Origin of the sequence: Mesorhizobium sp. M1423, from assembly GCF_040317575.1 — a bacterium.
Lineage (GTDB): Bacteria > Pseudomonadota > Alphaproteobacteria > Rhizobiales > Rhizobiaceae > Mesorhizobium.
The window spans coordinates 122,858-148,237 of sequence record NZ_JAMYKU010000014.1; the positions used below are offsets into that span (position 1 = coordinate 122,858).

24 protein-coding genes are annotated in these 25,380 nt (G+C 63.5%); 16 read left to right on the forward strand and 8 right to left on the reverse strand.

The window, feature by feature from the left end; genetic code table 11:
* Nucleotides 1-155: 155 nt before the first annotated feature.
* The 4 genes from NKG95_RS18845 to NKG95_RS18860 all read right to left on the reverse strand — a co-directional run bounded on the left by NKG95_RS18845 (nt 156) and on the right by NKG95_RS18860 (nt 2,901).
* Nucleotides 156-593: an NAD(P)H-binding protein gene (locus NKG95_RS18845; RefSeq protein ID WP_353041887.1), complete on the reverse strand. Its 438-nt coding sequence runs from the start codon at nt 591-593 to the stop codon at nt 156-158.
* A gap of 3 nt (nt 594-596) precedes the next feature.
* Nucleotides 597-758 (reverse strand): hypothetical protein, encoded by a 162-nt coding sequence (locus NKG95_RS18850; protein ID WP_023718397.1) that lies wholly within the window; start codon nt 756-758, stop codon nt 597-599.
* 82 nt (nt 759-840) lie between these two features.
* Nucleotides 841-2,460 (reverse strand): chaperonin GroEL, encoded by a 1,620-nt coding sequence (gene groL / locus NKG95_RS18855; protein WP_352788997.1) that lies wholly within the window; start codon nt 2,458-2,460, stop codon nt 841-843.
* A 102-nt stretch (nt 2,461-2,562) separates the two neighbouring features.
* The gene (locus NKG95_RS18860) at nt 2,563-2,901 is read right to left on the reverse strand and encodes a co-chaperone GroES (protein ID WP_023718396.1); all 339 of its coding nucleotides are present in this window, start codon (nt 2,899-2,901) and stop codon (nt 2,563-2,565) included.
* A gap of 243 nt (nt 2,902-3,144) precedes the next feature.
* Between NKG95_RS18860 and NKG95_RS18865 the strand changes: the two genes are divergently transcribed.
* Entirely contained in the window at nt 3,145-3,417 is a 273-nt protein-coding gene (locus NKG95_RS18865) for a hypothetical protein (RefSeq protein WP_353022354.1), read from the forward strand.
* Nucleotides 3,414-3,680 carry a DUF1488 family protein gene (locus NKG95_RS18870; RefSeq protein ID WP_353041889.1) on the forward strand — a complete coding sequence of 89 codons (267 nt, stop codon included), beginning with the start codon at nt 3,414-3,416 and terminating at the stop codon, nt 3,678-3,680. Before NKG95_RS18865 ends, NKG95_RS18870 begins: the two co-directional genes overlap by 4 nt.
* Here the strand turns inward: NKG95_RS18870 and NKG95_RS18875 are convergent.
* Together NKG95_RS18875 and NKG95_RS18880 are read right to left on the reverse strand one after the other, a co-directional pair.
* Nucleotides 3,677-3,901, reverse strand: coding sequence for a hypothetical protein (locus tag NKG95_RS18875; protein ID WP_353041891.1), 225 nt, complete (start codon nt 3,899-3,901; stop codon nt 3,677-3,679). The genes NKG95_RS18870 and NKG95_RS18875 overlap by 4 nt on opposite strands.
* Nucleotides 3,902-3,945: 44 nt before the next feature.
* Nucleotides 3,946-4,194: a hypothetical protein gene (locus NKG95_RS18880; protein ID WP_353005169.1), complete on the reverse strand. Its 249-nt coding sequence runs from the start codon at nt 4,192-4,194 to the stop codon at nt 3,946-3,948.
* Nucleotides 4,195-4,428: 234 nt separating this feature from the next.
* On the opposite strand from NKG95_RS18880, the gene NKG95_RS18885 reads away from it, so the two are divergent.
* The 14 genes from NKG95_RS18885 (at nt 4,429) to NKG95_RS18950 (ending at nt 20,167) form a co-directional block, all read left to right on the forward strand.
* Complete coding sequence (locus NKG95_RS18885; protein ID WP_023718393.1) at nt 4,429-4,839, forward strand: DUF3168 domain-containing protein; 411 nt, start codon at nt 4,429-4,431, stop codon at nt 4,837-4,839.
* Between the two features lie 398 nt (nt 4,840-5,237).
* Entirely contained in the window at nt 5,238-5,537 is a 300-nt protein-coding gene (locus NKG95_RS18890; protein ID WP_023718391.1) for a hypothetical protein, read from the forward strand.
* Nucleotides 5,538-5,601: 64 nt separating this feature from the next.
* Complete coding sequence (locus NKG95_RS18895; protein ID WP_352814768.1) at nt 5,602-6,267, forward strand: response regulator transcription factor; 666 nt, start codon at nt 5,602-5,604, stop codon at nt 6,265-6,267.
* A gap of 10 nt (nt 6,268-6,277) precedes the next feature.
* A complete protein-coding gene (locus NKG95_RS18900; RefSeq protein WP_353022356.1) occupies nt 6,278-7,690 on the forward strand; it encodes an ATP-binding protein in 1,413 nt (470 codons plus the stop codon).
* Nucleotides 7,691-7,799: 109 nt separating this feature from the next.
* On the forward strand, nt 7,800-8,234 hold the full coding sequence (locus NKG95_RS18905; RefSeq protein ID WP_353022251.1) for an RT0821/Lpp0805 family surface protein: 435 nt from the start codon (nt 7,800-7,802) through the stop codon (nt 8,232-8,234).
* Nucleotides 8,235-8,353: 119 nt separating this feature from the next.
* A complete protein-coding gene (ccmI, locus tag NKG95_RS18910) occupies nt 8,354-9,490 on the forward strand; it encodes a c-type cytochrome biogenesis protein CcmI (RefSeq protein WP_353041893.1) in 1,137 nt (378 codons plus the stop codon).
* A gap of 3 nt (nt 9,491-9,493) precedes the next feature.
* A complete protein-coding gene (ccmE, locus tag NKG95_RS18915; protein WP_023718386.1) occupies nt 9,494-9,937 on the forward strand; it encodes a cytochrome c maturation protein CcmE in 444 nt (147 codons plus the stop codon).
* Between the two features lie 71 nt (nt 9,938-10,008).
* On the forward strand, nt 10,009-11,997 hold the full coding sequence (locus NKG95_RS18920) for a heme lyase CcmF/NrfE family subunit (RefSeq protein WP_353041895.1): 1,989 nt from the start codon (nt 10,009-10,011) through the stop codon (nt 11,995-11,997).
* Nucleotides 11,994-12,461, forward strand: a complete 468-nt coding sequence (locus NKG95_RS18925; protein ID WP_353041896.1) for a cytochrome c-type biogenesis protein — start codon at nt 11,994-11,996, stop codon at nt 12,459-12,461. Before NKG95_RS18920 ends, NKG95_RS18925 begins: the two co-directional genes overlap by 4 nt.
* 116 nt (nt 12,462-12,577) lie before the next feature.
* Complete coding sequence (locus NKG95_RS18930) at nt 12,578-14,134, forward strand: Do family serine endopeptidase (protein WP_353041898.1); 1,557 nt, start codon at nt 12,578-12,580, stop codon at nt 14,132-14,134.
* 300 nt (nt 14,135-14,434) lie between these two features.
* Nucleotides 14,435-15,109 carry a response regulator transcription factor gene (locus NKG95_RS18935; RefSeq protein ID WP_254819962.1) on the forward strand — a complete coding sequence of 225 codons (675 nt, stop codon included), beginning with the start codon at nt 14,435-14,437 and terminating at the stop codon, nt 15,107-15,109.
* Between the two features lie 6 nt (nt 15,110-15,115).
* Nucleotides 15,116-16,585: a sensor histidine kinase gene (locus NKG95_RS18940; RefSeq protein WP_023718381.1), complete on the forward strand. Its 1,470-nt coding sequence runs from the start codon at nt 15,116-15,118 to the stop codon at nt 16,583-16,585.
* Nucleotides 16,585-19,551, forward strand: coding sequence for a bifunctional [glutamine synthetase] adenylyltransferase/[glutamine synthetase]-adenylyl-L-tyrosine phosphorylase (locus NKG95_RS18945; RefSeq protein WP_353041900.1), 2,967 nt, complete (start codon nt 16,585-16,587; stop codon nt 19,549-19,551). The genes NKG95_RS18940 and NKG95_RS18945 overlap by 1 nt, the downstream gene beginning before the upstream one ends.
* A 145-nt stretch (nt 19,552-19,696) precedes the next feature.
* Nucleotides 19,697-20,167: an EF-hand domain-containing protein gene (locus NKG95_RS18950; RefSeq protein WP_353041902.1), complete on the forward strand. Its 471-nt coding sequence runs from the start codon at nt 19,697-19,699 to the stop codon at nt 20,165-20,167.
* Nucleotides 20,168-20,219: 52 nt separating this feature from the next.
* On the opposite strand, the gene NKG95_RS18955 is transcribed toward NKG95_RS18950, so the two are convergent.
* Nucleotides 20,220-22,547: a PAS domain-containing sensor histidine kinase gene (locus tag NKG95_RS18955; RefSeq protein WP_353041904.1), complete on the reverse strand. Its 2,328-nt coding sequence runs from the start codon at nt 22,545-22,547 to the stop codon at nt 20,220-20,222.
* 181 nt (nt 22,548-22,728) lie between these two features.
* Nucleotides 22,729-25,374: an aminopeptidase N gene (gene pepN, locus NKG95_RS18960; RefSeq protein ID WP_353041906.1), complete on the reverse strand. Its 2,646-nt coding sequence runs from the start codon at nt 25,372-25,374 to the stop codon at nt 22,729-22,731.
* Nucleotides 25,375-25,380: the final 6 nt, after the last annotated feature.

The window sequence follows — 25,380 nt, forward strand, 5'->3', positions numbered from 1 at the left end:
GCCGCCGACTGAGAAACCGCATGCCGGCAATTTCACGGCGGCGCACCTTTCAAGACTATTCGTCCATTTTGGTGCTGCCTACAAGGGCGATGAAGGTAAGGACGATGAAGATATAGCGGACGGTTCGTCGAGGGGAAGACGGCTCCTGCGAGGCGTCAGCGCAGGATGTTGGCTACCCTGCGCGAGTAGGTGGTGCCGTCGAGTTGGGCGAGCATGAAGGCCGCCACGTCGGCACGCGCCAGCGTCGGCAGCAGCGACGCCGACCGGATGCCGTTGCCGTGGCGGAATTCGCCCGTTGCCGCTCCATTGCTCAACTTGGGCGGCCGCACGATGGTCCAGTCGAGCCTGGATTGAACGATCAGGCTTTCCTTCACTTCGTGGTCCGCCACCTCATGGCGCAGAACCAACGGTACGATGACGCCGCCAAGTAGCGGCCCCAGTTGCCGCCGCTCGGAGATAAGCTTGACCGCACCATGCAGGCACTGACGGCGCTTGTGCGTTCGGGCAAGAATCGCATTCAGCTGGCGCTGATCAGCGACGAGACGCGATAAGGGTCTGGTGCCGCGCTTGCGCGGGGTGCCGAGGATTGGCAATCGTCACATGGGACGCTTGTCCGCGATCTTTTTCGGGTCGCGGCCTATCGTGCCGGCGTCGGCTTTCCTGTGCTTGTCGGCAAGCCTGCGAATGCGATCGAAGCGGCTTTCCTCTGCCACTTTGGTCTTCGTGGCTGCATTTGGCTTCGGGACGAATGCGATCATGGATCGATCTCCTTGCCGATGGCGCGCGCCGGGGAATATCCCCCGGCGGCTGTCTTTCAGGCTTGTTTCCGGCAGCGGCTGGTCAATAGCCCATGCCGCCGGGCGAAGCAGCGGCTTCCTTGGCTGAAACGTCTGTGATCATGGCCTCAGCAGTGATCAGTAGCGCCGCAATCGAGCCCGCGTCCTGCAGCGCCGTCCGCACCACCTTCGCGGGGTCGACGATGCCGGCCTTGATCATGTCGACATAGACCTCGTTCTGGGCATCGAAGCCCTGATTGTGGTCCTTGCTGTCGGCGAGTTTGCCGACGACAATCGAACCTTCGACGCCGGAATTCTCGGCGATCTGCCGGATCGGCGCTTCGAGCGCTCTCGACACGATCGAAATGCCCGCCGTTACATCGGCATTGGCTCCGGTCAGCCCGTTCAGCACAGCCTTGGCGCGCAGCAACGCGACGCCGCCGCCGGGAACGATGCCTTCCTCGACGGCCGCGCGGGTGGCGTTCAGCGCATCGTCGATGCGGTCCTTCTTTTCCTTGACCTCGGATTCGGTGGCGCCGCCGACGCGGATGACGGCAACGCCGCCCGCCAGCTTGGCGAGACGTTCCTGCAGCTTCTCCTTGTCGTAGTCGGAAGTGGTTTCCTCGATCTGCCCCTTGATCTGCTGGACGCGCGCCTGGATGGTGGCCTTCTCGCCGGCGCCGTCGATGATCGTGGTGGTGTCCTTCTCGATCAGCACGCGCTTGGCGCGGCCGAGCATGTCTATGGTGATGTTCTCCAGCTTGATGCCGAGATCCTCGGAAATCATCTGTCCGGCAGTGAGCACGGCGATGTCTTCCAGCATCGCCTTGCGGCGGTCACCGAAGCCAGGCGCCTTGACGGCCGCGACCTTGAGGCCGCCGCGCAGCTTGTTGACGACCAGCGTCGCCAGCGCTTCGCCCTCGACGTCCTCGGAGATGATCAACAGCGGCCTGCCGCTTTGCACCACGGCTTCGAGGATGGGCAGCAGCGCCTGCAGATTGCCGAGCTTCTTTTCGTGGATGAGCACGTAAGGGTCCTCCAGCTCGGCGCGCATCTTCTCGGCATTGGTGACGAAATAGGGCGAGAGATAGCCGCGATCGAACTGCATGCCTTCGACGACGTCGAGTTCGGTTTCGGCGGTCTTGGCCTCCTCAACGGTGATGACGCCGTCATTGCCGACCTTGTCCATCGCCTTGGCGATCATGGCACCGACGCTGGTGTCGCCATTGGCGGCAATGGTGCCGACCTGCGCGATCTCGCCTGAGGACTTGACCTTCTTGGCTCGAGCCTGGATTTCCTTGACGACGGCGGTGACGGCAAGGTCGATGCCGCGCTTGAGGTCCATCGGGTTCATGCCGGCGGCAACGAATTTGGCGCCCTCGCGCAGGATGGAAGCGGCAAGCACCGTGGCGGTGGTGGTGCCGTCGCCGGCGAGGTCGTTGGTCTTCGAAGCCACTTCGCGCACCATCTGTGCGCCCATGTTCTCGAACTTGTCGGAAAGTTCGATTTCCTTGGCCACCGTCACCCCGTCCTTGGTGATGCGCGGCGCGCCATAGGCCTTGTCGATGATGACGTTGCGGCCCTTAGGGCCGAGCGTCACCTTGACGGCGTTGTTGAGGATTTCGACACCGCGCAGCATGCGGTCACGCGCGTCGGTGGAAAATTTGATTTCTTTGGCAGACATGATTTTTTCCAGTTCGGTTGGTTGTGGCAAGACGCTTGCAGCGCGCCTGAATCAAAGCTTGGAGCATCCTTTGCGCGCCCGGCAGGGCGCGCGGCATTCCAATCAGGCGGCCTTCTTGGTAGCCACGCTCTTGTCGATGATACCCATCTCGCTCTTGTCGATGATGCCCATGATGTCGGCCTCCTTCATGATCACAAGGTCCTCGCCGTCTATCTTGACCTCGGTGCCGGACCATTTGCCGAACAGGATGAGGTCGCCGGCCTTGACGTCGAGCGCCATCAGCACGCCGCTTTCGTCCCGCGCGCCCGGCCCGACGGCGATCACTTCGCCTTCCTGCGGTTTTTCCTTGGCATTGTCGGGGATGATGATGCCGCCCTTGGATTTGGTGTCGCTTTCGGCGCGCCGAATGACGACGCGATCGTGGAGTGGCCGGAATTTCATGGGGACTCTTTCTGGGGCCGGCTTAGGCGGCCGCCCCTCTCTATAGGCGCCTTGGCACTCGATTGATAGGAGTGCCAAAAAATATTCATGGGGTATGTCAAATATTGAATGAATTATTTTGCCTGGCTATCCCTTGGTGTTCGGGCATTGCCGAATATTAATGAAATTGAATTTCTGTCTTTGAACACCTATTTTATGGTGAAGTTCACACTCACGACTTTCGCTGCAAGGGAGATTTTACCGATGGCCGAAGGCAATCAGAACATCATGGAAAAAGCTCAGGCTCGCTTCATGGAAAATCAAAAGAAAACGGCGGAGCGGAACAAAGCAACTGCCGAATATCTCTCGGAGGCCAAGGCCAGGGCTATCAAAACGGCAAGATTGAGGGAATTGCGACTGGCCAAGGAAGAGGCGGATCGCGCGGCGGCAGCTCTGAATCCGGTCGCCCCAAAGAGGAAGCGGGCGCCGCGGACAGTCAAGCAGGCCGTATCCGTATCGAGGGAGGCCAAATCATGAGCCTGACATTTCCCAATCCCAGCCGCAGCTACGACGAGGCAAGCAAACGCATCCGCTTCGTCGGCCATGACGGCATGTTCCAGATTTCCTTCTCTGTCGCAACCGATGCCATCTCCAAAGTGCAGCCGGGAACGGCGGCCTCGGAAGCTACCTATCTGGCGGCCTTCGACACGGCTTCCACCTCGATCCACGATGTCGCCAGGAATGCCTATGCCCGCACCCGCAGGAGCATATATGTGCTGACTGCGGCCGATTTTCGCTAGATCCGTCGCGATCCGTCCACAAGACGCTTTCTCGGGGCTTCCGATCCGCCTTCGCCCGCCGCGATGTCACGACTGTTCAGCCGATCGACCATCGCGTGCGCATCGCACGTGTTCATGCCGACCATGGATTGCTGCTTGAGCTCGACAGGCTGGCCGGTGAAGACGTAGAAGACGGTCCAGCTGTGAGGACGTCCCATACGCAGCGCGTAGCGGTTTGCCATCTTGGCATCCTTTAGTTTCCGCCCGATCGATGAATGTCGCTCGGTCAGGCTTGGGCGACGAAGAATATTGCCGCCAGGACAAGCACCGTCCACAAAACGACGAACAGCTTCAGGGCCAGGCTACCGTGCGCCGAGAGCAGCTCCCGAGTGCGGTTGACCAAATTCTTGATGGTCATCGACATGGTCGGCGCCGCAATCGCGACCGGCCGCGCCCTGACCCCAAGCTTTCCGAAAACAGGCAGCAGCGATGGCTCGCGCACGAAAACGACCTCGAATGTTTGGAAACCAGACATCTTCATAGCATCGTTCTTCGAACGCCCTGCACGCCAAATGAATTCGCGTCACCCTCAAGGGCGTCCGTGACGCGAAAGGCCGCGGCGTCGCGGGTTCCAGTAGCAGGGCTTATTCCCGAGATCATGAAGGTTCATAATCCGTATGAGACGCGCTGATTCGCGCTTTGCCGGGATGCCGCCATGCAACGCAGCTACGCAGCAGGGAGGTCGACGCGACGGGCGAGGGGAAAGACAATGACCGCGCCACCCGTCGAATTGCAGAAGGCCATATTCGAGGCAGTGAATGGCGATCCCGATTTATCGGCGGCACTGGGCGACGCAAGATTGTTCGACCGTGCGCCGGAAAATGTTGCGTTTCCCCACATGACCTTCGGCCGCACCAGCGTTTACGACTGGGCTACGGGCACGGAGAACAACGCCGAGCAGTTGCTGACGCTGCATGTCTGGTCGAAGTCCGAGGCCAGCAAGGAAACGCTCGACATCATGGACCTGGTCAGCGCCCGCTTGCGAGATGCGGCACTCTCGCTTGGCGAACATCGCCGCGCCTATCTCAAGCTCGAATTCGCCGAAGCCCGCTACGACGAGGACCTTTCGGCCCATCACGGGCTGCTGCGTTTCCGCGCCATGATCGAGGATGAGGGCTGACCGCCGGGCACTTTCCGTAAGAATCGGGCAATTTTGTTCTTGCTTTGTGCCGGCAGCTATGCTACTAATTTCACTATGGTGCTGATTGGCGCCAACGACCCGCCGCCGAGCGGGTTTTTTTGTTTCAGGTCGGTTCGCCTGAACCTGCCTTCGGTTGCCGGATCGATTGTCCCGGATCGATTGTCGAAGTCGGCGCACACCTGAAGCGATTGCCTTCTCCGCCAAATGATGCCGGTTGTCGGCGAAGGATCGGAGGGCTAGGTTAAACTTTGGCGATTTCGCGAGACGGGCGGCGAGATGGCAATCCGGTAATCTCGCGCTTCAGGGGTGTGGCGGGCATGCATTCGAGCGTTCACCGTTCATATCACGTTCAGCACCAGCGCGTTAGAACGCTGACCATGAACATCCTTTGCTCCCACTTCCGGACCGCGGCACTGGCGCTCTCAGCCGCCGGTCTGCTTGCGTCGCAGGCGATGGCGATCCCCGTTGTCGTGCCCGAGCAGCCCCAACCGGTCGTCCTCGCCGCCTCGGACTGCTATGCGATCGGCCAGCAGGTGGCCGAGCAGAATGGCGGCACCCTGGCCAAGGCCTCGCAGTCGACACGCGGCGGCCAGCCGGTCTGCGTCATCGTCGTGCTGGTTCCGGGCAAAGAAGGGCAGCGTCCGCGTCGCTCGGAGATCGTCGTTCCGCTGAACTGAACCGTGCCGTTTCCCAGTCTGCCGGAATCGGCCTATATCTGAACAGCTTCAACAGGCCTCCCGCATGCGCGTACTCGTCGTCGAAGATGACAAGGATCTCAACCGGCAGATCGGCGACGCGCTGGTCGATGCCGGCTATGTCGTCGATCGCGCTTTCGACGGCGAGGAAGGGCACTTTCTCGGCGACACCGAGCCCTACGATGCCGTCGTGCTCGACATCGGCCTGCCGCAGATAGACGGCATCAGCGTGGTCGAGCGCTGGCGCCGTGGCGGCCGCAAGATGCCGGTGCTGATCCTGACGGCACGCGACCGCTGGAGCGACAAGGTTGCCGGTATCGACGCAGGCGCCGACGACTACGTCACCAAACCTTTCCACATCGAGGAAATCCTGGCCAGGGTGCGGGCCTTGATCCGGCGTGCCGCCGGGCATGCCTCGTCGGAGCTGACCTGCGGACCGCTGCGCCTCGACACCAAGGCCTCCAAGGCCGACGTCGATGGTGTTCCGCTGAAGCTGACCTCGCATGAATTCCGCCTGCTTGCCTATTTGATGCACCATATGGGCGAGGTGGTGTCCCGGACCGAGCTGGTCGAGCATCTCTACGACCAGGATTTCGACCGCGATTCAAACACGATCGAGGTCTTTGTCGGACGGCTTCGCAAGAAGATGGGCATCGACATGATCGAAACCGTTCGCGGCATGGGCTACCGCATGCGTAAGCCGGAGGCGTAACGCGGAACCGCTGCCTACAAAACCCGCCGTCTCGAACACGCCGTCGCTGCGGTCATGGCCGCGTTCGCTGGCGTTTCGCGTCATCGCCTTTTCCACGGTCTGGGCGATCCTCACTCTGGTCGTCATCTTCACCTTGATCACCACGCTCTATCGCCAGGCCAGCGAGCGCGGTTTCGACAGCCTGCTCTCGGCGCATCTGTTCAACCTGATCGGCTCGGTCGGCGTTTCCGAAAGCGGCCAGTTGACCGGCGCTCCCGACCTTGGCGATCTGAGGTTCTCGGAGCCGAATTCCGGCTGGTACTGGTCGGTCGAGCCTGCCTCGGAAGGCGTGCACGGTGATCTCCATTCGTCGTCGATGACCAAGGCGATCCCGTCGCCAAGCGTTGCCGAGGTGCCCTTCAATGCCAGCTTCCAGCGCAGCTATTCGGCGGACGGCATCGACGGCGAGGAACTGGAGGTGTTCGAGAGCGAGTTCGTCCTCGATGCGAAAAACCGCGCCGCGCGCTTCCGTGTCATGGGCAACCAGACCGAGCTCGAGCAAGAAATCGCCACCTTCCAGCAGCGCCTTTTGACCTATCTGTCGCTGTTCGGCATCGGCATGATCGCCATCAATGCGATTGCCATCCTGCTCGGCCTGCAGCCGTTGCGCCGGGTCAGGAATGCGCTTGCCATGGTGCGCGAAGGAACCGCGCAACGCCTCGACGGCCGTTTCCCGGCTGAGATCGAGCCGCTTGCAAACGAGACCAATGCGCTGATCGAGAACAACAGGCGTATCGTCGAGCGGTCGCGTACGCAGGTCGGCAACCTCGCGCACTCGCTGAAGACGCCGCTGGCCGTGCTGCTCAACGAGGGGCGGGCGCTGGGTGGTCCCAAGGGCCAGCTGATCGCGGAGCAGGCCGCTTCCATGCAAAAGCAAGTGGATCACTATCTGCAACGTGCCCGCGTCGCCGCGCAGCGCGACAGCGTCGTCTACCGGACGCCGGTGGCGCCGCTGGTCCAGCGCATGGTGCGGGTGCTGCAGAAGCTCAACCCGCAGACGGCGCTGTCGCTCTCGCTGCCGGCCACCGACATCGTCTTTGCCGGCGAACGCGAGGACCTGGAGGAGCTGCTCGGCAATCTGCTCGACAATGCGATGAAGTGGGCAAGAAGCGCGGTCGCCGTTTCCGTCAAGCCCGTCGCCGGCGAGGAAGGCGCAGCCAATCTGTTCGAGATTAGCATCGAGGATGACGGCCCCGGCATTCCCGACGACAAGGCGCGCGAGGTATTGCAGCGCGGACGGCGTCTCGACGAGACAAAACCGGGCAGCGGACTCGGACTTGCCATTGTCGCCGACCTTGTCAACGAGTATGGAGGCGTTCTGGCGCTGGAACGATCCGTCATGAGTGGATTGAAGGCGATGGTTCGTTTGCGGAGCCTTCAGTAATGCTTTTCCAGGCGGCCGGCTGCGGCCAAATTTCCGACAAACATCGACATTATGGCCGCGCCAGCCTGCTGACAGCGCGGCGGTCCAGCTCAAGAAAGCCGGTATTGGCATGAAGATTCGCATCGCGCTCGTTTCCGCTCTGCTCGCCGTCTCCGGCTGCACGACGCTCGGCAAGGGCCCAGCCGTTACGGTGACCCCGGCCGCTACGCCTCCCAGCGGCGCCAAGGTCGGAACGACGATCATCTCCGCCATGGGCGGCGGCCTCGTCGGCGGCTCGATCGGCGCCGGCTTGAGCGAGACCGAGAAGCGCAGCGCGCTCGAGGCGGAATACAAGGCGCTTGAATACACGGCGAGCGGCCAGAAAGTGGCCTGGAAGAGCGACGGTTCGGCCCATCGCGGCGAAGTGGTCGCCGCCCAGCCCTATCGCGTCGGCTCGCAGGACTGCCGCCAATACACCCATACGGTGTTTACCGGCACCGCTGGGGCCACAGCGCGTGGAACCGCTTGTCGCAATGCTGACGGCAGCTGGACGCCGCTGACGTAGCTCGCCCGGGCCGTTGGTACGCCGATCCCGGTCCGGCACTATCGATCGGAGCGGTCCCGCCAAAGCGTCGCAGCACGCTTGTGTTGGCAGGGCAAGGGTCTCGTTCTATTGGAAGAGCCATGCTGTTCTGGGTCATAGCCGCAATCCTGACGCTGGGTGCAAGCCTGGCGGTGCTGCTGCCGCTGGCGGGCGGTTCGAAGAACGCGTCCGCTGCCGGCAATCACGACCTTGAAGTCTATCGCGACCAGCTGGCTGAGCTTGACCGCGATATGGCGCGTGGCCTGATCCAGCCAATGGAGGCCGAAGAGGCACGCACCGAAATCGCCCGCCGCATCCTTCGCCTGAGCAATGCCGGCCAGGCCGACGCGACGGCGACGCAGCCGTCGCGGTCGACAAGACTGGTGGCAACGGCTGCCGTGCTGGTGGTTCCGCTGGTCAGTTGGGGCCTCTATGGCCAGCTCGGCTCACCCGACCTGCCGTCGCAGCCGCTCAGCGAACGCCTGGCCAAGAACCCCGCCGACAGCTCGGTCGACGAACTGATAGCCCGCGCCGAGGCGCACCTGGCGGCCAACCCATCCGATGGCCGCGGCTGGGACGTGCTGGCGCCGATCTATCTGCGCATGCAGCGATACGCCGATGCGGTGACCGCCTATCGCAACGCCATTCGCCTCGACGGCGACAGCGCCGCCCGTCAGGCCGGTCTTGGCGAGGCGATCGCCAATGCGGCCGGCGGCATTGTCTCAGCCGATGCGCAGGCAGCGTTCGAGGCGGCGTTGAAGCTCGATCCGGCCAACCCGAAGGCCACGTTCTATCTCGCCATGGCCATGGCACAGGAAGGCCGCATAGCTGAAGCCACGGCGGCCTGGCAAAAGATGCTCGCCGCCTTACCGCAAGGCTCGCCGTGGCGCGGCGCCGTCGAGCAGGCGCTCGCTGAATCCGCCGCCCGCAACGTCGCTTCGGAGGCGCCCGCGAAAGGGCCGAGCGCCGACGATATCGATGCTGCCTCCTCGATGTCGCCGCAGGACCGGCAAGCCTTGATCAGCACCATGGTTGCCGGCCTCGACGAAAAGCTTCGGCAAAATCCGCGCGACGAGGAAGGGTGGATGCAGCTCGTTCGTTCCTATGCCGTGCTGGGCAAGACAGATCAGGCGCGTGACGCACTCAATCGCGGTATCGCCGTCTTTGGCGCGGACAGCGACCAGGCCAGGAAATTCACCGCCTTTGCCGCCTCGCTCGGCGTGACGGCGGCGGAGTAGACGATGACGCGCAAGCAGAAACGACTGTCGGTGATCGCTGCGGGGCTGGCCTTCCTCGGGGTTGCCACCGGGCTGACCTTCTATGCGCTCGGCCAGAAGGCCTCCTACTTCTACATGCCGGCCGATCTGGCCACCGCCAGCCTTCAGCCGGGCCAGCGTATCAGGCTCGGCGGCCTCGTCGAAAAAGGCACAGTAGAGCGTAGCCAGGGCGCCACCGTCGCCTTTTCGGTGACCGACAACCAGAAGGACGTCAAGGTTACCTATACCGGCATTCTTCCCGACCTTTTCCGGGAAGGGCAGGGCGTGATCACCGAAGGCTCGTTCGGCCCTGACGGAATCTTTGTCGCCGACAGCGTGCTCGCCAAGCATGATGAGACCTATATGCCCAAGGAAGTGGCCGACGGCCTCAAGGCCAAGGGCGTCTGGCAGGAGAGCAAGAGTGACTAGAGAGGTTCCGCAAAAGTGTTCCACGGTTTTGCGGCAAGAACCTGCGGCAAAACCTGGCGAGCGCGGCGACAATGGTTGAAACCGGACATTTCGCCCTGGTCCTGGCGTTTGCGCTGGCCCTGGTGCAGACGGTGGTGCCGCTGTTCGGTGCGCGCACCGGCAACCACAAGATGATGGCCGTCGGCGCACCCGCCGCGCTGACCGGCTTTGCCTTGACAGCGCTGTCCTTCGTGGCGCTGGCGACCGCGTATGCAGGCTCCGACTTTTCGGTGGAGAGCGTCTGGGAGAACTCGCATTCGCTGCAGCCGCTGATCTACAAGATCACCGGCACTTGGGGCAATCACGAAGGTTCGATGCTGCTCTGGGTGCTGATCCTGACCTTCTTCGGCGCGCTTGTCGCCGTCTTCGGCGGCAATCTTCCGGCGACGCTCCGGGCCAATGTGCTTGCGGTGCAGGGAGCGATCGGCGCTACTTTCTTGCTGTTCATCCTGACGACGTCGAACCCGTTCGTCAGGCTCAATCCGGCGCCCATCGAGGGCCGCGATCTCAATCCGATCCTGCAGGATCTCGGCCTCGCCATCCATCCGCCGCTGCTCTATCTCGGCTATGTCGGCTTTTCGATATGCTTTTCCTTCTCGGTCGCCGCCCTCATCGAGGGCCGCATCGACGCATCGTGGGCGCGCTGGGTGCGGCCGTGGACGCTGGTCGCCTGGATGTTCCTCACCGGCGGCATCGCCATGGGCTCCTACTGGGCCTACTACGAGCTCGGCTGGGGCGGCTTCTGGTTCTGGGATCCGGTCGAGAACGCATCCTTCATGCCGTGGCTGGCGGGCACGGCGCTGCTGCATTCGGCGATTGTCATGGAAAAGCGCTCGGCGCTGAAGATCTGGACGCTGCTGCTGGCGATCCTGACCTTCTCGCTGTCGCTGCTCGGCACCTTCCTGGTGCGCTCCGGCGTGCTGACCTCAGTCCACGCCTTCGCCACCGATCCGACGCGCGGCGTTTTCATCCTCTGCATCCTGACGCTGTTCATTGGCGGCTCGCTGGCGCTGTTTGCCTTGCGCGCCTCCCGGCTGACGGCCGGCGGCCTGTTTCACCCGATCTCGCGCGAAGGCGCGCTGGTCCTCAACAATCTTTTCCTGACCACTGCCACCGCCACCGTGCTGGTCGGCACGCTCTACCCGCTCGTCGTCGAATCCCTCTCTGCCGACAAGATTTCGGTCGGCGCGCCGTTCTTCAATCTGACATTCGGCCCGCTGATGGTGCCGCTCTTGGTCGTCGTGCCGTTCGGGCCACTGCTCGCCTGGAAGCGCGGCGACATTTTCGCGGTCGCCCAGCGCCTGATGGCGGCTTTCGCCGCGGCGCTGCTCGCCGTGCTGGTGACCGCCCTGTTCATCGATGGCGCTTCGGTGTTGGCGGCACTCGGTGTCGGCCTTGCCTTCTGGCTGATCTGCGGCGCGCTCACCGATCTCGCCGTCAAATCCGGCTTCGGCACCGTCGCGCCCGCCACCGTGCTCAGGCGCTTCGCCGGCCTGCCGCGCTCGGTCTTCGGCACAGCGCTTGCGCATCTCGGCCTCGGCCTGACGACGCTCGGCATTGTCGGCACGCTCTGCTTCGGCACCGAAAAAATCCTGTCGATGCATGCCGGCGAGACCGTCGAACTGTCCGGCCACACCCTGCGCTTCGAGGGGCTCTACCCGGCCCAGGGGCCCAACTACAGCGAGGATCGCGGCCGCTTCGCCTTGCTTGGCGCCAACGGCAGCATCGCTGGCGAGATCACCTCGGCCAAGCGCTCATACCCGGTGCGCCAAATGACAACGACCGAATCCGGCATCAGCACGATCGGCTTCAGCCAGCTCTATCTTTCGCTTGGCGACGAGGGCAGCGATGGCGCCGTGGTCGTTCGTCTGTGGTGGAAGCCGCTGGTGACGCTGATCTGGGGTGGCGGCCTGGTGATGATGGCAGGTGCGGCGATGTCGCTGCTCGACCGCCGCCTGCGCGTCGGCGCGCCGTCGTCCCGCAAGCCGGCGGGCGCCGTGCCATCGGCGAGCCCGCCATGAGCCAAAGGGTCACGCTGGCCTCGCTGGTCCTCTTGCTGGCGCTGTTGTTCGCCGGCGCCGCGCAGGCGGTCAAGCCCGACGAGGTGCTCGCCGACCCGGCACTCGAGGCGAGGGCGCGCGCTTTGTCGGAAGGCTTGCGCTGCATGGTCTGCCAGAATCAGTCGATCGATGAGTCCGATGCCGACCTTGCCCGTGACCTGCGCATCCTTGTGCGCCAGCGCCTGGTCGCCGGCGATACCGACCGGCAGGTGATGGACTATGTCGTTTCGCGCTACGGCGAATTTGTGCTGCTGAAGCCGCGCTTCAATCTGCGCAATGCCTTGCTCTGGGGCACGCCAGTTCTTCTGCTGCTCGTTGGCGGGACGTTCATCCTGCTGGCCGCTCGCTCGCGCCGCTCGACAGCGACCGCTGCCCTGACCGCGGACGAGAAGGCGGCGTTGGACGCGATACTCCGCCGCGATTGATCGATACATTACGAAAGTTTCATGTACCGGAAATGGCGCCGTAATGTGCGGCTCTCTATTTCCTTTGTCGAGGATGCCAATCAAGGGGCGTCCCTTGAAAAGAGGATACGAGAACCATGAATGTTGCCCCCAATTCATATCTTCGCACCCGCAAACGCCTGCTGGCCGCAGCCGCATCCCTGGCCATTGCCGGCGCGATCGGCTTTGGTGCTATTGCCACCGGGACAGCCCCGGTTCTGGCCGACGCCGTGCGTGTCGAGGCACCGCAGGTCCCGAGCTTCGCCGATGTGGTCGAGCGCGTTTCGCCGGCGGTCGTCAGCGTGCGCGTCAAGGCCAAGATCCAGTCGACGGCCGATGACGGTTCCGGCCAGATGGACGACGAGGACGGCCTAGGCAATCTTCCCGACAATCCGCAGCTGCGCCGGTTCTTCCGCGAATTCCGCGGCTTTGGCGACCAAGGCGGCGACCAGGGTCCGAACGGAATGCGCCGTTTTGGGCACCGTGACCGCAACAACGACCAGCCGCGGCCGGTGGCGCAAGGGTCGGGCTTCTTCATCTCCGATGACGGCTATCTCGTCACCAACAACCATGTCGTCGAGGAAGGCACCGCCTTCACCGTGGTGACCAATGACGGCAAGGAACTCGACGCCAAGCTGATCGGCACCGATCCGCGCACCGACCTTGCCGTGCTCAAGGTCAATGATGGCAGCAAGTTCACCTATGTCGACTTCGCCGATGATTCCAAGGTTCGCGTCGGCGACTGGGTGGTGGCGGTAGGCAATCCGTTCGGCCTCGGCGGCACGGTTACCGCAGGCATAGTTTCGGCCCGCGGCCGCGATATCGGCGCCGGTCCCTATGACGACTTCATCCAGATCGACGCCTCGGTGAACCGCGGCAATTCGGGCGGCCCGACCTTCAATCTCAACGGCCAGGTCGTCGGCATCAACACCGCGATTTTCTCGCCGTCAGGCGGCAGCGTCGGCATTGCCTTCGATATTCCCGCTTCGACCGCCAAGCAGGTCGTGCAGGATCTGATGAAGAACGGCACAGTCCAGCGCGGCTGGCTCGGCGTCGAAATCCAGCCGGTCACGCCCGAAATCGCCGAGTCGCTTGGCCTTGGGTCCGGCAAGGGCGCGCTCGTTGCCAGCGCGCAGGACAACAGTCCCGGCAAGAAGGCCGGCATCACTGCCGGTGACGTGATCACTCAGGTGGACGGCAAGGACGTTGCTTCGCCGAAGGAACTCGCCCGTCTGATCGGCGCTTACCCGCCCGGCAAATCGGTCGATGTCACGGTGTGGCGCAACGGCAAGAGCGAGGCGGTCAAGGTCGATCTCGGCAAGCTGCCGTCGAGCGACAAGCAGGCCTCGGCCGACCAGCAGCCTGCACCCGCGCCGAAGACCGATACGCTGGCCGATCTCGGCCTGACCGTCACCAAGTCCGACAACGGCAAGGGTCTTGTGGTGACCGATGTCGACCCCGACAGCGATGCCGCCGATCGCGGCATCCAGCCCGGTGACGTCATCACCTCCGTCAATTCGACGGAAGTGACCGGCACCGGCGACATCGACAAGGCGATGGCCGACGCGGTGAAGTCCGGACGCAAGGCGGTGCTGATGCAGATCACCCGCGACGACAGCAACCGCTTCGTCGCGCTGCCTGTCGCCAAGGGCTGACGACCGGTTCGACTTTTCCGGTGCGGCGGTTTTCACACCCCCGAGCCGCCGCACGGGAAAGCACGGGGCCTGAATACGTTAGTCAGTCATCGTGTTCCGCCCCAGCGGCAGCGGGCTTCCGAAAGCCCGCTGCCGCTCGAACGTGTCGGTCAAAGCGTGAAGCGGTTTTAGGCTACGACATGCTAAAACAAAGACTTACCGCGTATCCCTGAATCACTTTGTTCGCGATACGCCATGGAGACGGCCACGATGCATATGCCGGCCACTCAATCTTCCAGCGAAATCGCGTATAACGGTTCTATGAAGATTCTCGTCATAGAAGACGATCGCGAGGCGGCCGACTACCTGCAGAAGGCGTTCGCCGAGGCCGGCCATACCGCCCATGTCGCCGGAGACGGCGAAACCGGCTTCGCACTCGCTGATTCCGGCGACTATGACGTCATGGTCGTCGACCGCATGATGCCGCGCCGCGACGGCCTGTCCGTCATTGCCGGGCTCAGGTCCAGAGGCAATACGACGCCCGTGCTGATCCTGTCGGCGCTCGGCGAAGTCGACGACCGGGTCACCGGTCTGCGTGCCGGCGGCGACGACTATCTGACCAAGCCCTACGCCTTTTCCGAACTGCTCGCCCGCGTCGAGGTGCTGAACCGCCGCGCCAGCGCCAGGGAGGCAGAAACCGTCTACCGGGTCGGTGATCTCGAACTCGACCGGCTGTCGCATTCGGTGCGGCGCGCCGGGCGCGAGATAACGCTGCAGCCGCGCGAGTTCCGCCTGCTCGAATATTTGATGCGCCATGCCGGCCAGGTGGTGACGCGCACCATGCTGCTCGAGAACGTCTGGGACTACCATTTCGATCCGCAGACCAACGTCATCGACGTTCATATCTCGCGGCTGCGCGGCAAGATTGAGAAGGGCTTCGACAAGCCGATCCTGCACACGGTTCGCGGCGCCGGCTATATGCTGAAAAGCGGCTAGAACCCCATGGCCCTTTCCGTGCCGGCCATCATGAGGACGACGGCAGCGCGGCTTTCAGCGCTTTATCTTCTGCTTTTTGCGCTGTGCGCTGTGCTGCTGGTCTTGTACATGACCTCGCTCTCGGCGCGCATGCTGACTGCCCAGACGCAGGAGACGATCAACGACGAGGTACTCGGCCTTGCCCGCGCCTATCAGCGCGGCGGCCTGCCGGTGCTGGTCCGCGTCGTCGAGCAGCGCTCCCGCCAGCCCGGCGCCAATCTCTATCTGATCGCCGATGCCAACGGCCAGATCCTGACCGGCAACGTGCAGAGCCTGGAGCCGGGCGTGATTGAGGCCGAGGGCTGGACCACCGAACCGTTCTCCTACCGCCGCTTCGGCGAGGGCGAGCTCGAGCGGCAGCGCAACCCGGTCTCCGACCCGAACGAGCCCGCGCAGAACGAGGTCCAGGCCGAAGGCGAGAAAGGCCACAACGCCATCGCCCTGGTGCTGCGCCTGCCCAACCAGATGATCATGCTGGTTGGCCGCGACCTCGGCGAGCCGGAGCGCTTTCGCGCCGTCATTCGCCGCGCCTTGATGCTGGCGCTCGGCATGATGGGCGTCGGCGGGCTGCTGATCTGGTTCTTCGTCGGGCGCGCTGCGCTGAAGCGCATCGACAGTGTGTCGGAGGCGAGCCGCCGCATCATGGGCGGCGATCTTTCCGGCCGGCTGCCGGTCACCGGCGCCGGCGACGAGTTCGACCGGCTGTCGGAAAACCTCAATTCCATGCTGGCCAGGATCGCCACGCTGAACGAGGGACTGAAGCAGGTCTCCGACAACATCGCCCACGACCTGAAAACGCCGCTGACCAGGCTGCGCAATCGCGCCGAAGCGACGCTTTCCGGCAAGCACAACACCAGCGACTACCGACAGGCGCTGGAAGGAACGATCGCCGAATCCGATCAGCTGATAAAGACCTTCAACGCCATCCTGATGATCTCACGGCTGGAGGCCGGCTATTCCTCCGAAAGCACCACCAGGGTCGACCTGGCCGCTGCCGTGCACGACGTCGTCGAACTCTACGAGCCTGTGGCGGAAGAGGCGGGTGTGACGCTCGAAACCTCGGTACAGGGTGCCTTCGCCGTCAACGGCAATCGCGAGCTGATCGGCCAGGCGCTGTCCAATATCGTCGACAACGCGATCAAATATTCGACCGACTCGACCTCCAGGCCTACGGTTCGCGTGACGCTGGAGCGTATCGATGGCGAGATCAGGCTTGCTGTTTCCGACAACGGCCAGGGCATTCCCGACGATGTCGACCGCGCCAGGGTGACCGAGCGTTTCGTGCGGCTGGAAAAGAGCCGCTCGCAGCCGGGTTCCGGCCTTGGCTTGAGCCTCGCCAAGGCGATCATGACGTTCCACAATGGACGGCTTGCGCTTCTGCCCGGCAATCCCGGATTGTCCGTCGTCATGAGTTTTCCCGGGCGGGAGGATCGCTGATGGTGGCGAGGATGGCAGCGCGACGCCGCGAGACGGACTGGCTTTTGAAGCCGGCGGTAAAGCTCGTTCCGCTGGATGCAAGCCGCGCCAGGCAGGAATTGGCGGAGATCGCCGACGCCGCGCGGCAGGAAGAACTGCCGCGACTGGCGAAATTTCTCGCCGGCAAGGGGGTCGTCCAGGATTTCCTCGCCGCCGTTTTCGACCTGTCGCCGTTCCTGCGCGATACCGCGCGCCGCCGGCCGCGGATAGTCGATGCGCTTTTCGACGAGACCATCGAGGCGCGGCTGTCATCGATCTGCGCCGCGGTCGACAAGGCAGCGCGCGCAGAGGCCGTCTCCGAAGGCAGCCTGATGATGGAGCTGCGCCGATGCAAGGCGGAGGCGCATTTCCTGATCGCCTTGGCCGATCTCGCCGGCGAGGCCGAGACCTCGCTGACGGTGCGGCGACTGAGCGATCTTGCCGACGCCTGCACGCGTGCAGCCGTCGATTTCCTGCTCCGCGACGCGCATGAGCAAGGCAAGCTCAGTTTGCCGGATCCGAAAAATCCGGCGCAACGCTCGGGCTGGATCCTGCTCGGCATGGGCAAGCTCGGTGCGCATGAGCTGAACTTCTCCTCCGACATCGACCTCGTCGTCTTCTTCGACCCCGATGCGCCTGCCGTCGTCGATCCGCTCGATGCCACCGAGCTGTTTTCGCGCCTGACCCGCCGGCTGGTCCGCATTCTCCAGGACCGCACCGAGCACGGTTACGTCTTCCGCACCGATCTCAGGCTTCGTCCCGACCCCGGCTCGACGCCGCTGGCGATCCCGGTCGAGGCGGCGCTGCGCTACTATGAGGCGCGCGGCCAGAACTGGGAGCGCGCCGCCATGATCAAGGCGCGCCCGGTGGCTGGCGATCTTGCCGCCGGCGCCGCGTTCCTGAAGGAACTGCAGCCCTATATCTGGCGCAAATACATGGACTATGCGGCGATCGCCGACGTCCATTCGATCAAGCGCCAGATCCACGCCCACAAGGGCCATGGCGAGGTCGCGGTCAAAGGTCACAACGTCAAGCTCGGCCGCGGCGGCATCCGCGAGATCGAGTTCTTCGTCCAGACCCAGCAACTCATCGCCGGCGGTCGCTTTCCCGAACTGCGCGGCCGCGAGACCGTGCCGATGCTTGGCGAACTCTCCGCGCGTGGCTGGATCACTGCCGATGCGCGCGATGCCCTCACCAGGCAATACTGGTTCCTGCGCCGCGTCGAGCACGCCATCCAGATGGTTGCCGACCAGCAGACGCACATCCTGCCGGAGGACGAAGAGGGGCTGGAGCGCGTCGCCCGCATGCTGGGCTTTGCCGATGCGGCAGGCTTTGCCGAAGCGTTTCGCGCGGCGCTGCACCAGGTCGAGCGCCACTATGCAGCGCTGTTTGAAACCGCGCCGGAGCTTTCGGCAGGCATCGGCAATCTGGTCTTTACCGGCGACGTCGACGATCCCGACACCTTGCAGACCCTGAAGCGGCTCGGCTTCCAGCGGCCGAGCGACATCTGCCGGGTTATCCGCGGCTGGCACTTCGGCCGGTATCGCGTCACCCGGTCGGCGGAAGCGCGCGAGCGGCTGACCGAACTGACGCCGGCGCTGCTGCAAGCCTTCGGCCAGACGCGGCGGGCGGACGAGGCAGTGATCCGCTTCGACGAATTCCTTGCCGGCCTGCCTGCCGGCATCCAGCTGTTTTCGCTGCTGCATTCGAACCCGGCTTTGCTGAAGCTGATGGCGACGATCATGGGCGCGGCACCGCGGCTGGCCGCCATCATCACGCGCCGGCCACATGTCTTCGACGGCCTGCTCGATCCGGCGCTGCTGAGTGAACTGCCCAACCGCGCCTATCTGTCGGCGCGTCTTGCCGCCTTCCTCGAAGGCGACAGGGCCTATGAGGACGTGCTCGACCGACTGCGCATCTTTGCTTCGGAGCAAAAGTTCCTGATCGGCGTCAGACTGCTTGCCGGGTCGATCGATCCACCGCGCGCCGGCCGCGCTTTTTCCGACCTCGCCGATCTGACCATCGAGGCGGCATTGCAGACGGTGACGGCGGAATTTGTGCTGCGTCATGGCCGTATTGCCGGCGGCAGGGTCGCACTGCTCGGCATGGGGAAGCTCGGCAGCCGCGAACTGACGGCAGGTTCCGACGTCGACCTCATCCTGCTCTACGATCACGACGCCGATGCCGAGGAGTCCGACGGCGACAAGCCGCTTGCCCCGTCGCATTACTACAGCCGACTGACGCAGCGGCTGATCGCCGCCGTTTCCGCGCCGACGGCCGAGGGCGTGCTCTATGAGCTCGACCTTCGCCTGCGGCCGTCCGGCAACAAGGGGCCGGTGGCCACCCATGTCGACGCCTTCAAGAAGTATCAGCGCCAGGACGCCTGGACATGGGAGCACATGGCGCTGGCGCGAGCCCGCGCGATCGGCGGCGATGCCGAGCTCTGCCGCGAGGTCGAAGGGGAAGTTGCCGCAGTGCTCGCTCTGCCGCGCGATCCAGTCAAGGTGATGGCCGAGGCATCCGAGATGCGCGCCATGGTCGACAAGGAGAAGCCGCCGCGCGATACCTGGGACATCAAGCTGATCCCGGGCGGCCTCATCGATCTCGAATTCATCGCCCAGGTTGCGGTGATTACCGGAAAGATCGAGGCAGGCCGCAGGGCCACCGGCACGGCTGACATCCTGTCGCGCCTGGCGCCGGATTTCGCCAGCGCCCAGGTCAGGCAGGAACTGGTGGATGCCTATTCGCTCTGTCTGGCGCTGACCCAGATAATACGGCTTTGCCTTACCGGCGCGTTCGAACGCGACGACGTTCCGCCAGGGCTTTCGGATCTGCTTCTGGCGGTCACCGACCTGCCGGATTTCGGTGTGCTTGAAGCGCACCTCAAGGAGACGTCGCAGAAGGTCAGAAAGGATTTTGACCTTTTGCTTCGTGCGAAACAACCGTGACGGCAATCGGCCGAACGGGCGAGAGCATCGGAGCCAAAAGTGGCGACCTGCTTTGGGAGCTTCCGATGCTCAAACAAGGAGATAGAGCGGGGATTGAAGATCTGCCGCTCTAGCATCGGGGGTGACGATGCAACAGGAGAAGACCATGAGAAAGACGACCAGACTTGCACTCGTTTTCGCAGCCCTGGCCGGCGCCGTCGGCACCGCTGCCTATGCAGACGAGCACTCCGGCGCCGGGCCGCGCGAGGGCATGATGATGCGCCTCGGTAAGGTCATGAAGGACAATGACGGCACCATCACCTTCGACCAGTTCTCCGACGCCATGAACGCGCGGCTGAAGAAGATGGTCGCCGACAATGGCGGCAAGCTGACCGTGGCACAGCTCGCCGACGCGCTGGAGAAGGCACGCTTCGAGCAGATGGCCAGGCGCATCATCGCCCGCTACGACACCAAGGGCGACGGCACGCTGACCGCCGACGACGTCACCAGCCGCCAGAAGAAGGTGTTCGCCATGCTCGACCGCGACAATGACGGCAAGATCGAGAAGAACGAACTGCCGAAGGGTCCCGGCCGTCACCACCAATGGGGCGGCGACGGCAATGACGGCATGCAGTGAGAATTAATAACCTCTCCGGCGGCGCGAGCCGCCGGAGACTTATTTTGTCGTTTCAGGCAGCGGCCTTGACCGCCTGCGCGGCTTTCTTGATCGGGATGCGTACCGAGACGATCGTGCCGACGCTTTCGGTCGAGCGGATCTTCAAGGCGCCACCCTGAAGCTCGGCCAGCGAGCGCGAGATGGCGAGGCCGAGGCCGGAGCCGGCATGGCTCTTGGAGAACTGGTTTTGCACCTGTTCGAACGGCCGCCCGAGCTTGCTCAGCGCCGCCTTCGGGATGCCGCAGCCATTGTCCTCGATCGTCAGGATCAGCGCGCTGGAAATGCTGCGCGCCCTGACCGAGATGTGGCCGCCTTGCCCGGTGAACTTCACGGCATTCGATAACAAATTGATGAGGATCTGCTTGATCGCCCTGCGGTCGGCGAACAGCGTCAGCGAATCGGCGATGCGGGTTTCGACGGTGATCGATTTTTCCGCCGCCTGCAGCGAAACGACGCGAACCGTTTCCCTGATCAGCGGGCAGAGATCGATTTGTTCCTGATCCAGCGCGAACTGGCCGGCCTCGATCTTCGACATGTCGAGGATATCGTTGATGACGCCGAGAAGATATTTGCCGCTGCCGTTGATGTCGGTGGCATACTCTTCGTAGCGCGGCGAACCCAGCGGCCCGAACAGGCCCCGTTCCATCAGTTCCGAAAAGCCGATGATCGCGTTGAGCGGCGTGCGCAACTCGTGCGACATATTGGCCAGGAATTCAGATTTGGCCCGGTTCGCCGCTTCCGCCCGCTCGGTTTCCTTCATGTATTTGCGATTGAGCTCGACGAGTTCGCGGGCCCGTTCTTCTTCCGCCCGACGGGCAAGGCTGAGGTCGTGGATCGTTGCCATCAAACGGCGCTCGCTGTCGACCAGCTTCTCCTGGTGCAGCTTGATCTGGGTGATGTCGGAGCCGACCGAGACGGTGCCGCCGTCCCTTGTCCGCAATTCGTTCACCTGAAGCCAGCGGCCGTCGGCAAGCTGGCGCTCGAAGGTCACGCCCCCCTGCGGTCCGTTGGTATTGGCAAGCCGCCGCTCCGAGGCGAACGCCAACATGCGTTCATCCAGCACGGCGCGCGGGGCGCCCGGCATCACGTCGCGATCCGACAGGCCGTTATCCTGCTGGTATTTGGAATTGCACATGATCAGGCGCTCGGACGAATCCCACAGAACGAAGGATTCGTTGATGTTTTCGATGGCTGTCCTCAGGCGCAGGTCCGCGGCTTCGGAGCGCAGCGCCAGGTGCCGCTGCTCGGTGACGTCGACGGCGATGCCGATCAGCTGGATCTCCGGGGCTTCCGGGTCGATAACCTGTGCTCTTGCCCGCATCCAGACCCATTGCCCGTCGGCATGACGCATCCGGAACACCTGGTCGATGTGGTCGATCTCGCGCCCGACGATCCTGTTGGCGAGTTCAAACAAATCGCCGTCCTCGGGATGGATGATTTCGTCGACTTCGCCGAACGACAGCATCGTGTCGCAAGGCTCGTAGCCCAGCATGTCGTACATCGAGCGCGACCAGTACATCTTGCCGCGCACCATGTCCCAGTCCCACAGGCCGCAGCGGCCGCGCACCAGCGCCATGTCGATGCGCTGGTGGGCTTCGAGATAGATGCGGTCGGCGGCCTGGGCGCGCGCCGCCTGGCCGAAATAGGCGTAGAGGATGATGATCAGCACGCCGGCCGTCAGCACAAACAGCGTGACGTTGAGCGAGACCGTCTTGCGCCAGGTGTCAAAAACTGCCTCCTGCGGCACAAAGGCTGCCGCGGCACCCCTTCGGCCATTCGCCAGGCTCACCGCCGCGTACCAGTCCTGTCCGCCGATGCTGACCTCCATCACCCCGGCGCGGTCGCCGAACATGAACAGCGGCTGCCCGCCCTGCACGACGCCATCGAGCGATCGCCCCTCCCAGTGCGTCGACTGCGGCGATACGGCAATGATCTTGAAGGCGCTGTCGGTGATCGCCAGTACGTGGCTTCGGCCCATCGCGCCCTGACGGCCGGTTCCCTCCAGCAGGTCCTGGATCGCGCCGGGCGTCGAAACCATGGTCGCGTCGGCAGCGATCGAACTGGCCAGTTGGCCCGCGGCCAGCGCAAGGATCGCCTTGGCGTCGCGCTCGATCTCGTCGCGCTCGTTCATCAGCGACAGAAAGCGCAATACTGCAATGATCAACAGAAAGATGATGATGAGGGCCGGTATCGATCGCCGCAACAGCGGCTCGGCTGCCAGCAGCCGTCGGTAGGCAGGTTCGGCGATGAGCCGCGTATTGCCGGCGAGACCGTCGCTTCGCGCCTCGCGTCGCTCAAAAGCCGTCCCACCGGGCGCGCCCCACGCGTCCGCCTTCGCCATAAATGGCACTCCCCGATTTTCAATCTGCTTGACGATCCGGCAACGCCGCACTTCCGAATCGTCTGTAAAGAATCAAAGGTGATTCGCCTTGTCCAGAGGCGCGGCGAAAAAAGATTAAAAATCGACTAAAATAATGCGGTTTTCGGGCGAGACGCCATTGTGGTGGTGAGCCGGCGCGTTGTCAGGCCAGCGTGCGCTCGACGATGTCTCGCAAATCGGCCGACAGGTTCTCTGCATTGGCGATCGAAAGCAGCGCCTCCCTTGCCTTGGCCTGCCGCACCGGTTCGAGCGACCGCCAAGACCTGAGCGCCGTCGCCAGCCTGGCGGCCACCTGCGGGTTGCGCTTTTCCACCTGCAGCACCGTTTCGACGAAAAGCCGGTAGCCCTCGCCGTCGGCGCTATGGAAGCCGGTCTGGTTGGCGCTGGAAAACGTACCGATGAGTGAGCGCACCCGGTTCGGGTTGGCCATCGAGAACGTCGGGTGGCCGGTCAAAGCGCGCACCGCATCGACGGTTTGCGGGCCGGGCACACTGGCCTGGATCTGGAACCATTTGTCCATGACCAGCGCATCGGTTGCATATCTCGCCTCGAAATCGGCCAGCGCCTTGGTCGCCTCCGGTGAGCCGTGGTGACGGTGCGCAAGCACGGTCAACGCCGCGGCCCGGTCGGTCATGTTGGTCGCCGACTGGAAGTGCCGGGCAGCGAGTTCCGCGCCTCCCGGCAGCAAGCAGAGATAATCCAGCAGGACATTGCGCAGTGCACGCCGCCCGGCACTGGTCGCATCCGGGCTGAACGGACCATTGTCGGCGAGCCGATCGTAAAGTTTGGAGAATATCTCGCTGTTGGTCTCGGCGATCGCAACCACTAGCGCCTCGCGCGCCGCGAAAATGGCGTCGGGGTCGATGTTCTTGCCAATGTCGCGGGCGATATCGGCCTCGCCGGGCAGCGCCAGCGCCAATGCCCGATAGGCGGGTTCGAGTGCTTCGTCGCCGGCTATCTTGCCCGCAAGCTCGGTCAGCCGGGCGCTGAACTCGGGTTGCCTGTGGTCCAGGATCTGACGGAAGGCTGCAATCAGGGCATCGGTCAAAAGCGTGTTGAACGCCTGCCAGCGCGAGAAGGCGTCGCTGTCATGGCCAGCCAGAAAAAACTGGTCGTCGGGCCGTTGCTCGACCGAAAGCGTCACCGGCGCCGAAAAGCCACGGTTGAGCGACATGGCCGGACGCTCGGCAATCCCGGAAAACCTGACGACATGGCGACGTTTGCGGATATGGATGACACTGTCCTCGACGTTCGCCCCTTCGACGCCGCTATGCGCTATCGCCTCGCCACCGGCGCCAACCAGGCCGAAGGCAAGCGGAATGTGCATCAGCCGCTTGCGGCTTTCCGCCGGTGTTGGCGGCACCGACTGCTCGATTTCGAGCGTGAATTCTCGCGCCGCCGGATTATATGCCGAACTGACGGTCAGGTTCGGCGTACCGGCCTGATGGTACCACAGCGAAAACTGCGACAGGTCGCGACCGGAGACGTCTTCGAACACCTTGATGAAGTCTTCGATCGTCGCCGCCTGGCCGTCGTGACGTTCGAAGTACAGGTCCATGCCGGCGCGGAACGTCTCGGCGCCGAGGATGGTATGGATCATGCGCACGACTTCCGAGCCCTTTTCGTAGACCGTCGCCGTGTAGAAATTGTTGATCTCGCGGTAGCGGCGCGGCCGCACGGGATGCGCCAGCGGCCCCTGGTCCTCGGGAAACTGATGGGCGCGCAGCGTACGCACCTCGGCGATGCGCTTGACGGCGCGCGAGCGCTGATCGGCGGAGAATTCGTGGTCGCGGAAAACGGTCAGGCCTTCCTTCAGGCAAAGCTGGAACCAGTCGCGGCAAGTGATTCTGTTACCTGTCCAATTGTGGAAATACTCATGGGCAATGATGGCTTCGATATTGGCGAAATCGGCGTCCGTCGCGGTTTCCTGGTCGGCCAGCACATACTTGTCGTTGAAGATGTTGAGACCCTTGTTCTCCATCGCGCCCATATTGAAGTCGGACACGGCGACGATGTTGAAGACATCGAGGTCGTATTCGCGGCCGAACGCCTCCTCGTCCCATTTCATCGAGCGTTTCAAGGCATCCATGGCGTAGCCGGCGAGCCTCTCCTTGCCCGGTTCGACATAGATTCCGAGCTCGACGTTGCGGCCAGACAGGGTAACGAAACTGTCCGAGATCTTGCCGAGGTCGCCCGCCACCAGCGCAAACAAATAGGACGGCTTGGGGAACGGGTCGTGCCAGACCGCATAGTGCCTGCCGCCGGCAAGTTCGCCGCTGCCGGCCGGGTTGCCGTTGGACAAAAGCAGCGGCGCCTCACGGCGCTGAGCTTCGATGCGCACCGTATAGACCGACAGGATGTCGGGGCGGTCGAGGAAATAAGTGATGCGGCGAAAGCCTTCGGCCTCGCACTGCGTGCAATAGACGTCGCTGGAGCGATAGAGGCCCATAAGCGCTTCGTTCCGCGCCGGCGCCAGCACGGTTTCGATTCTCAGTTGGAAGCGCCTTGCCGCAGGGGGGCTGACGATTGTCAGTTGATCGGGCGTGGCGAGAAAATCCGCAGGGCTCGTTTCCTGGCCGTCGATGGCGATGCTGCTGAGCGTCAGCCCGTCGCCATCGAGCACCAGCGGCACTGATGCCGCAATCCCGTCGCGGCGTTCGACCGCCAGCACGGCGGTGACATGCGTTGCTTCAGGTGAAAGGCGGAAAGTCAGGCTGGTTTCCGGAATGAGATAATCGCTGGGGCGATAGTCTTCGAGCTTGAAGACCTGGCCGGTATCGGTGCGCATTCCTTG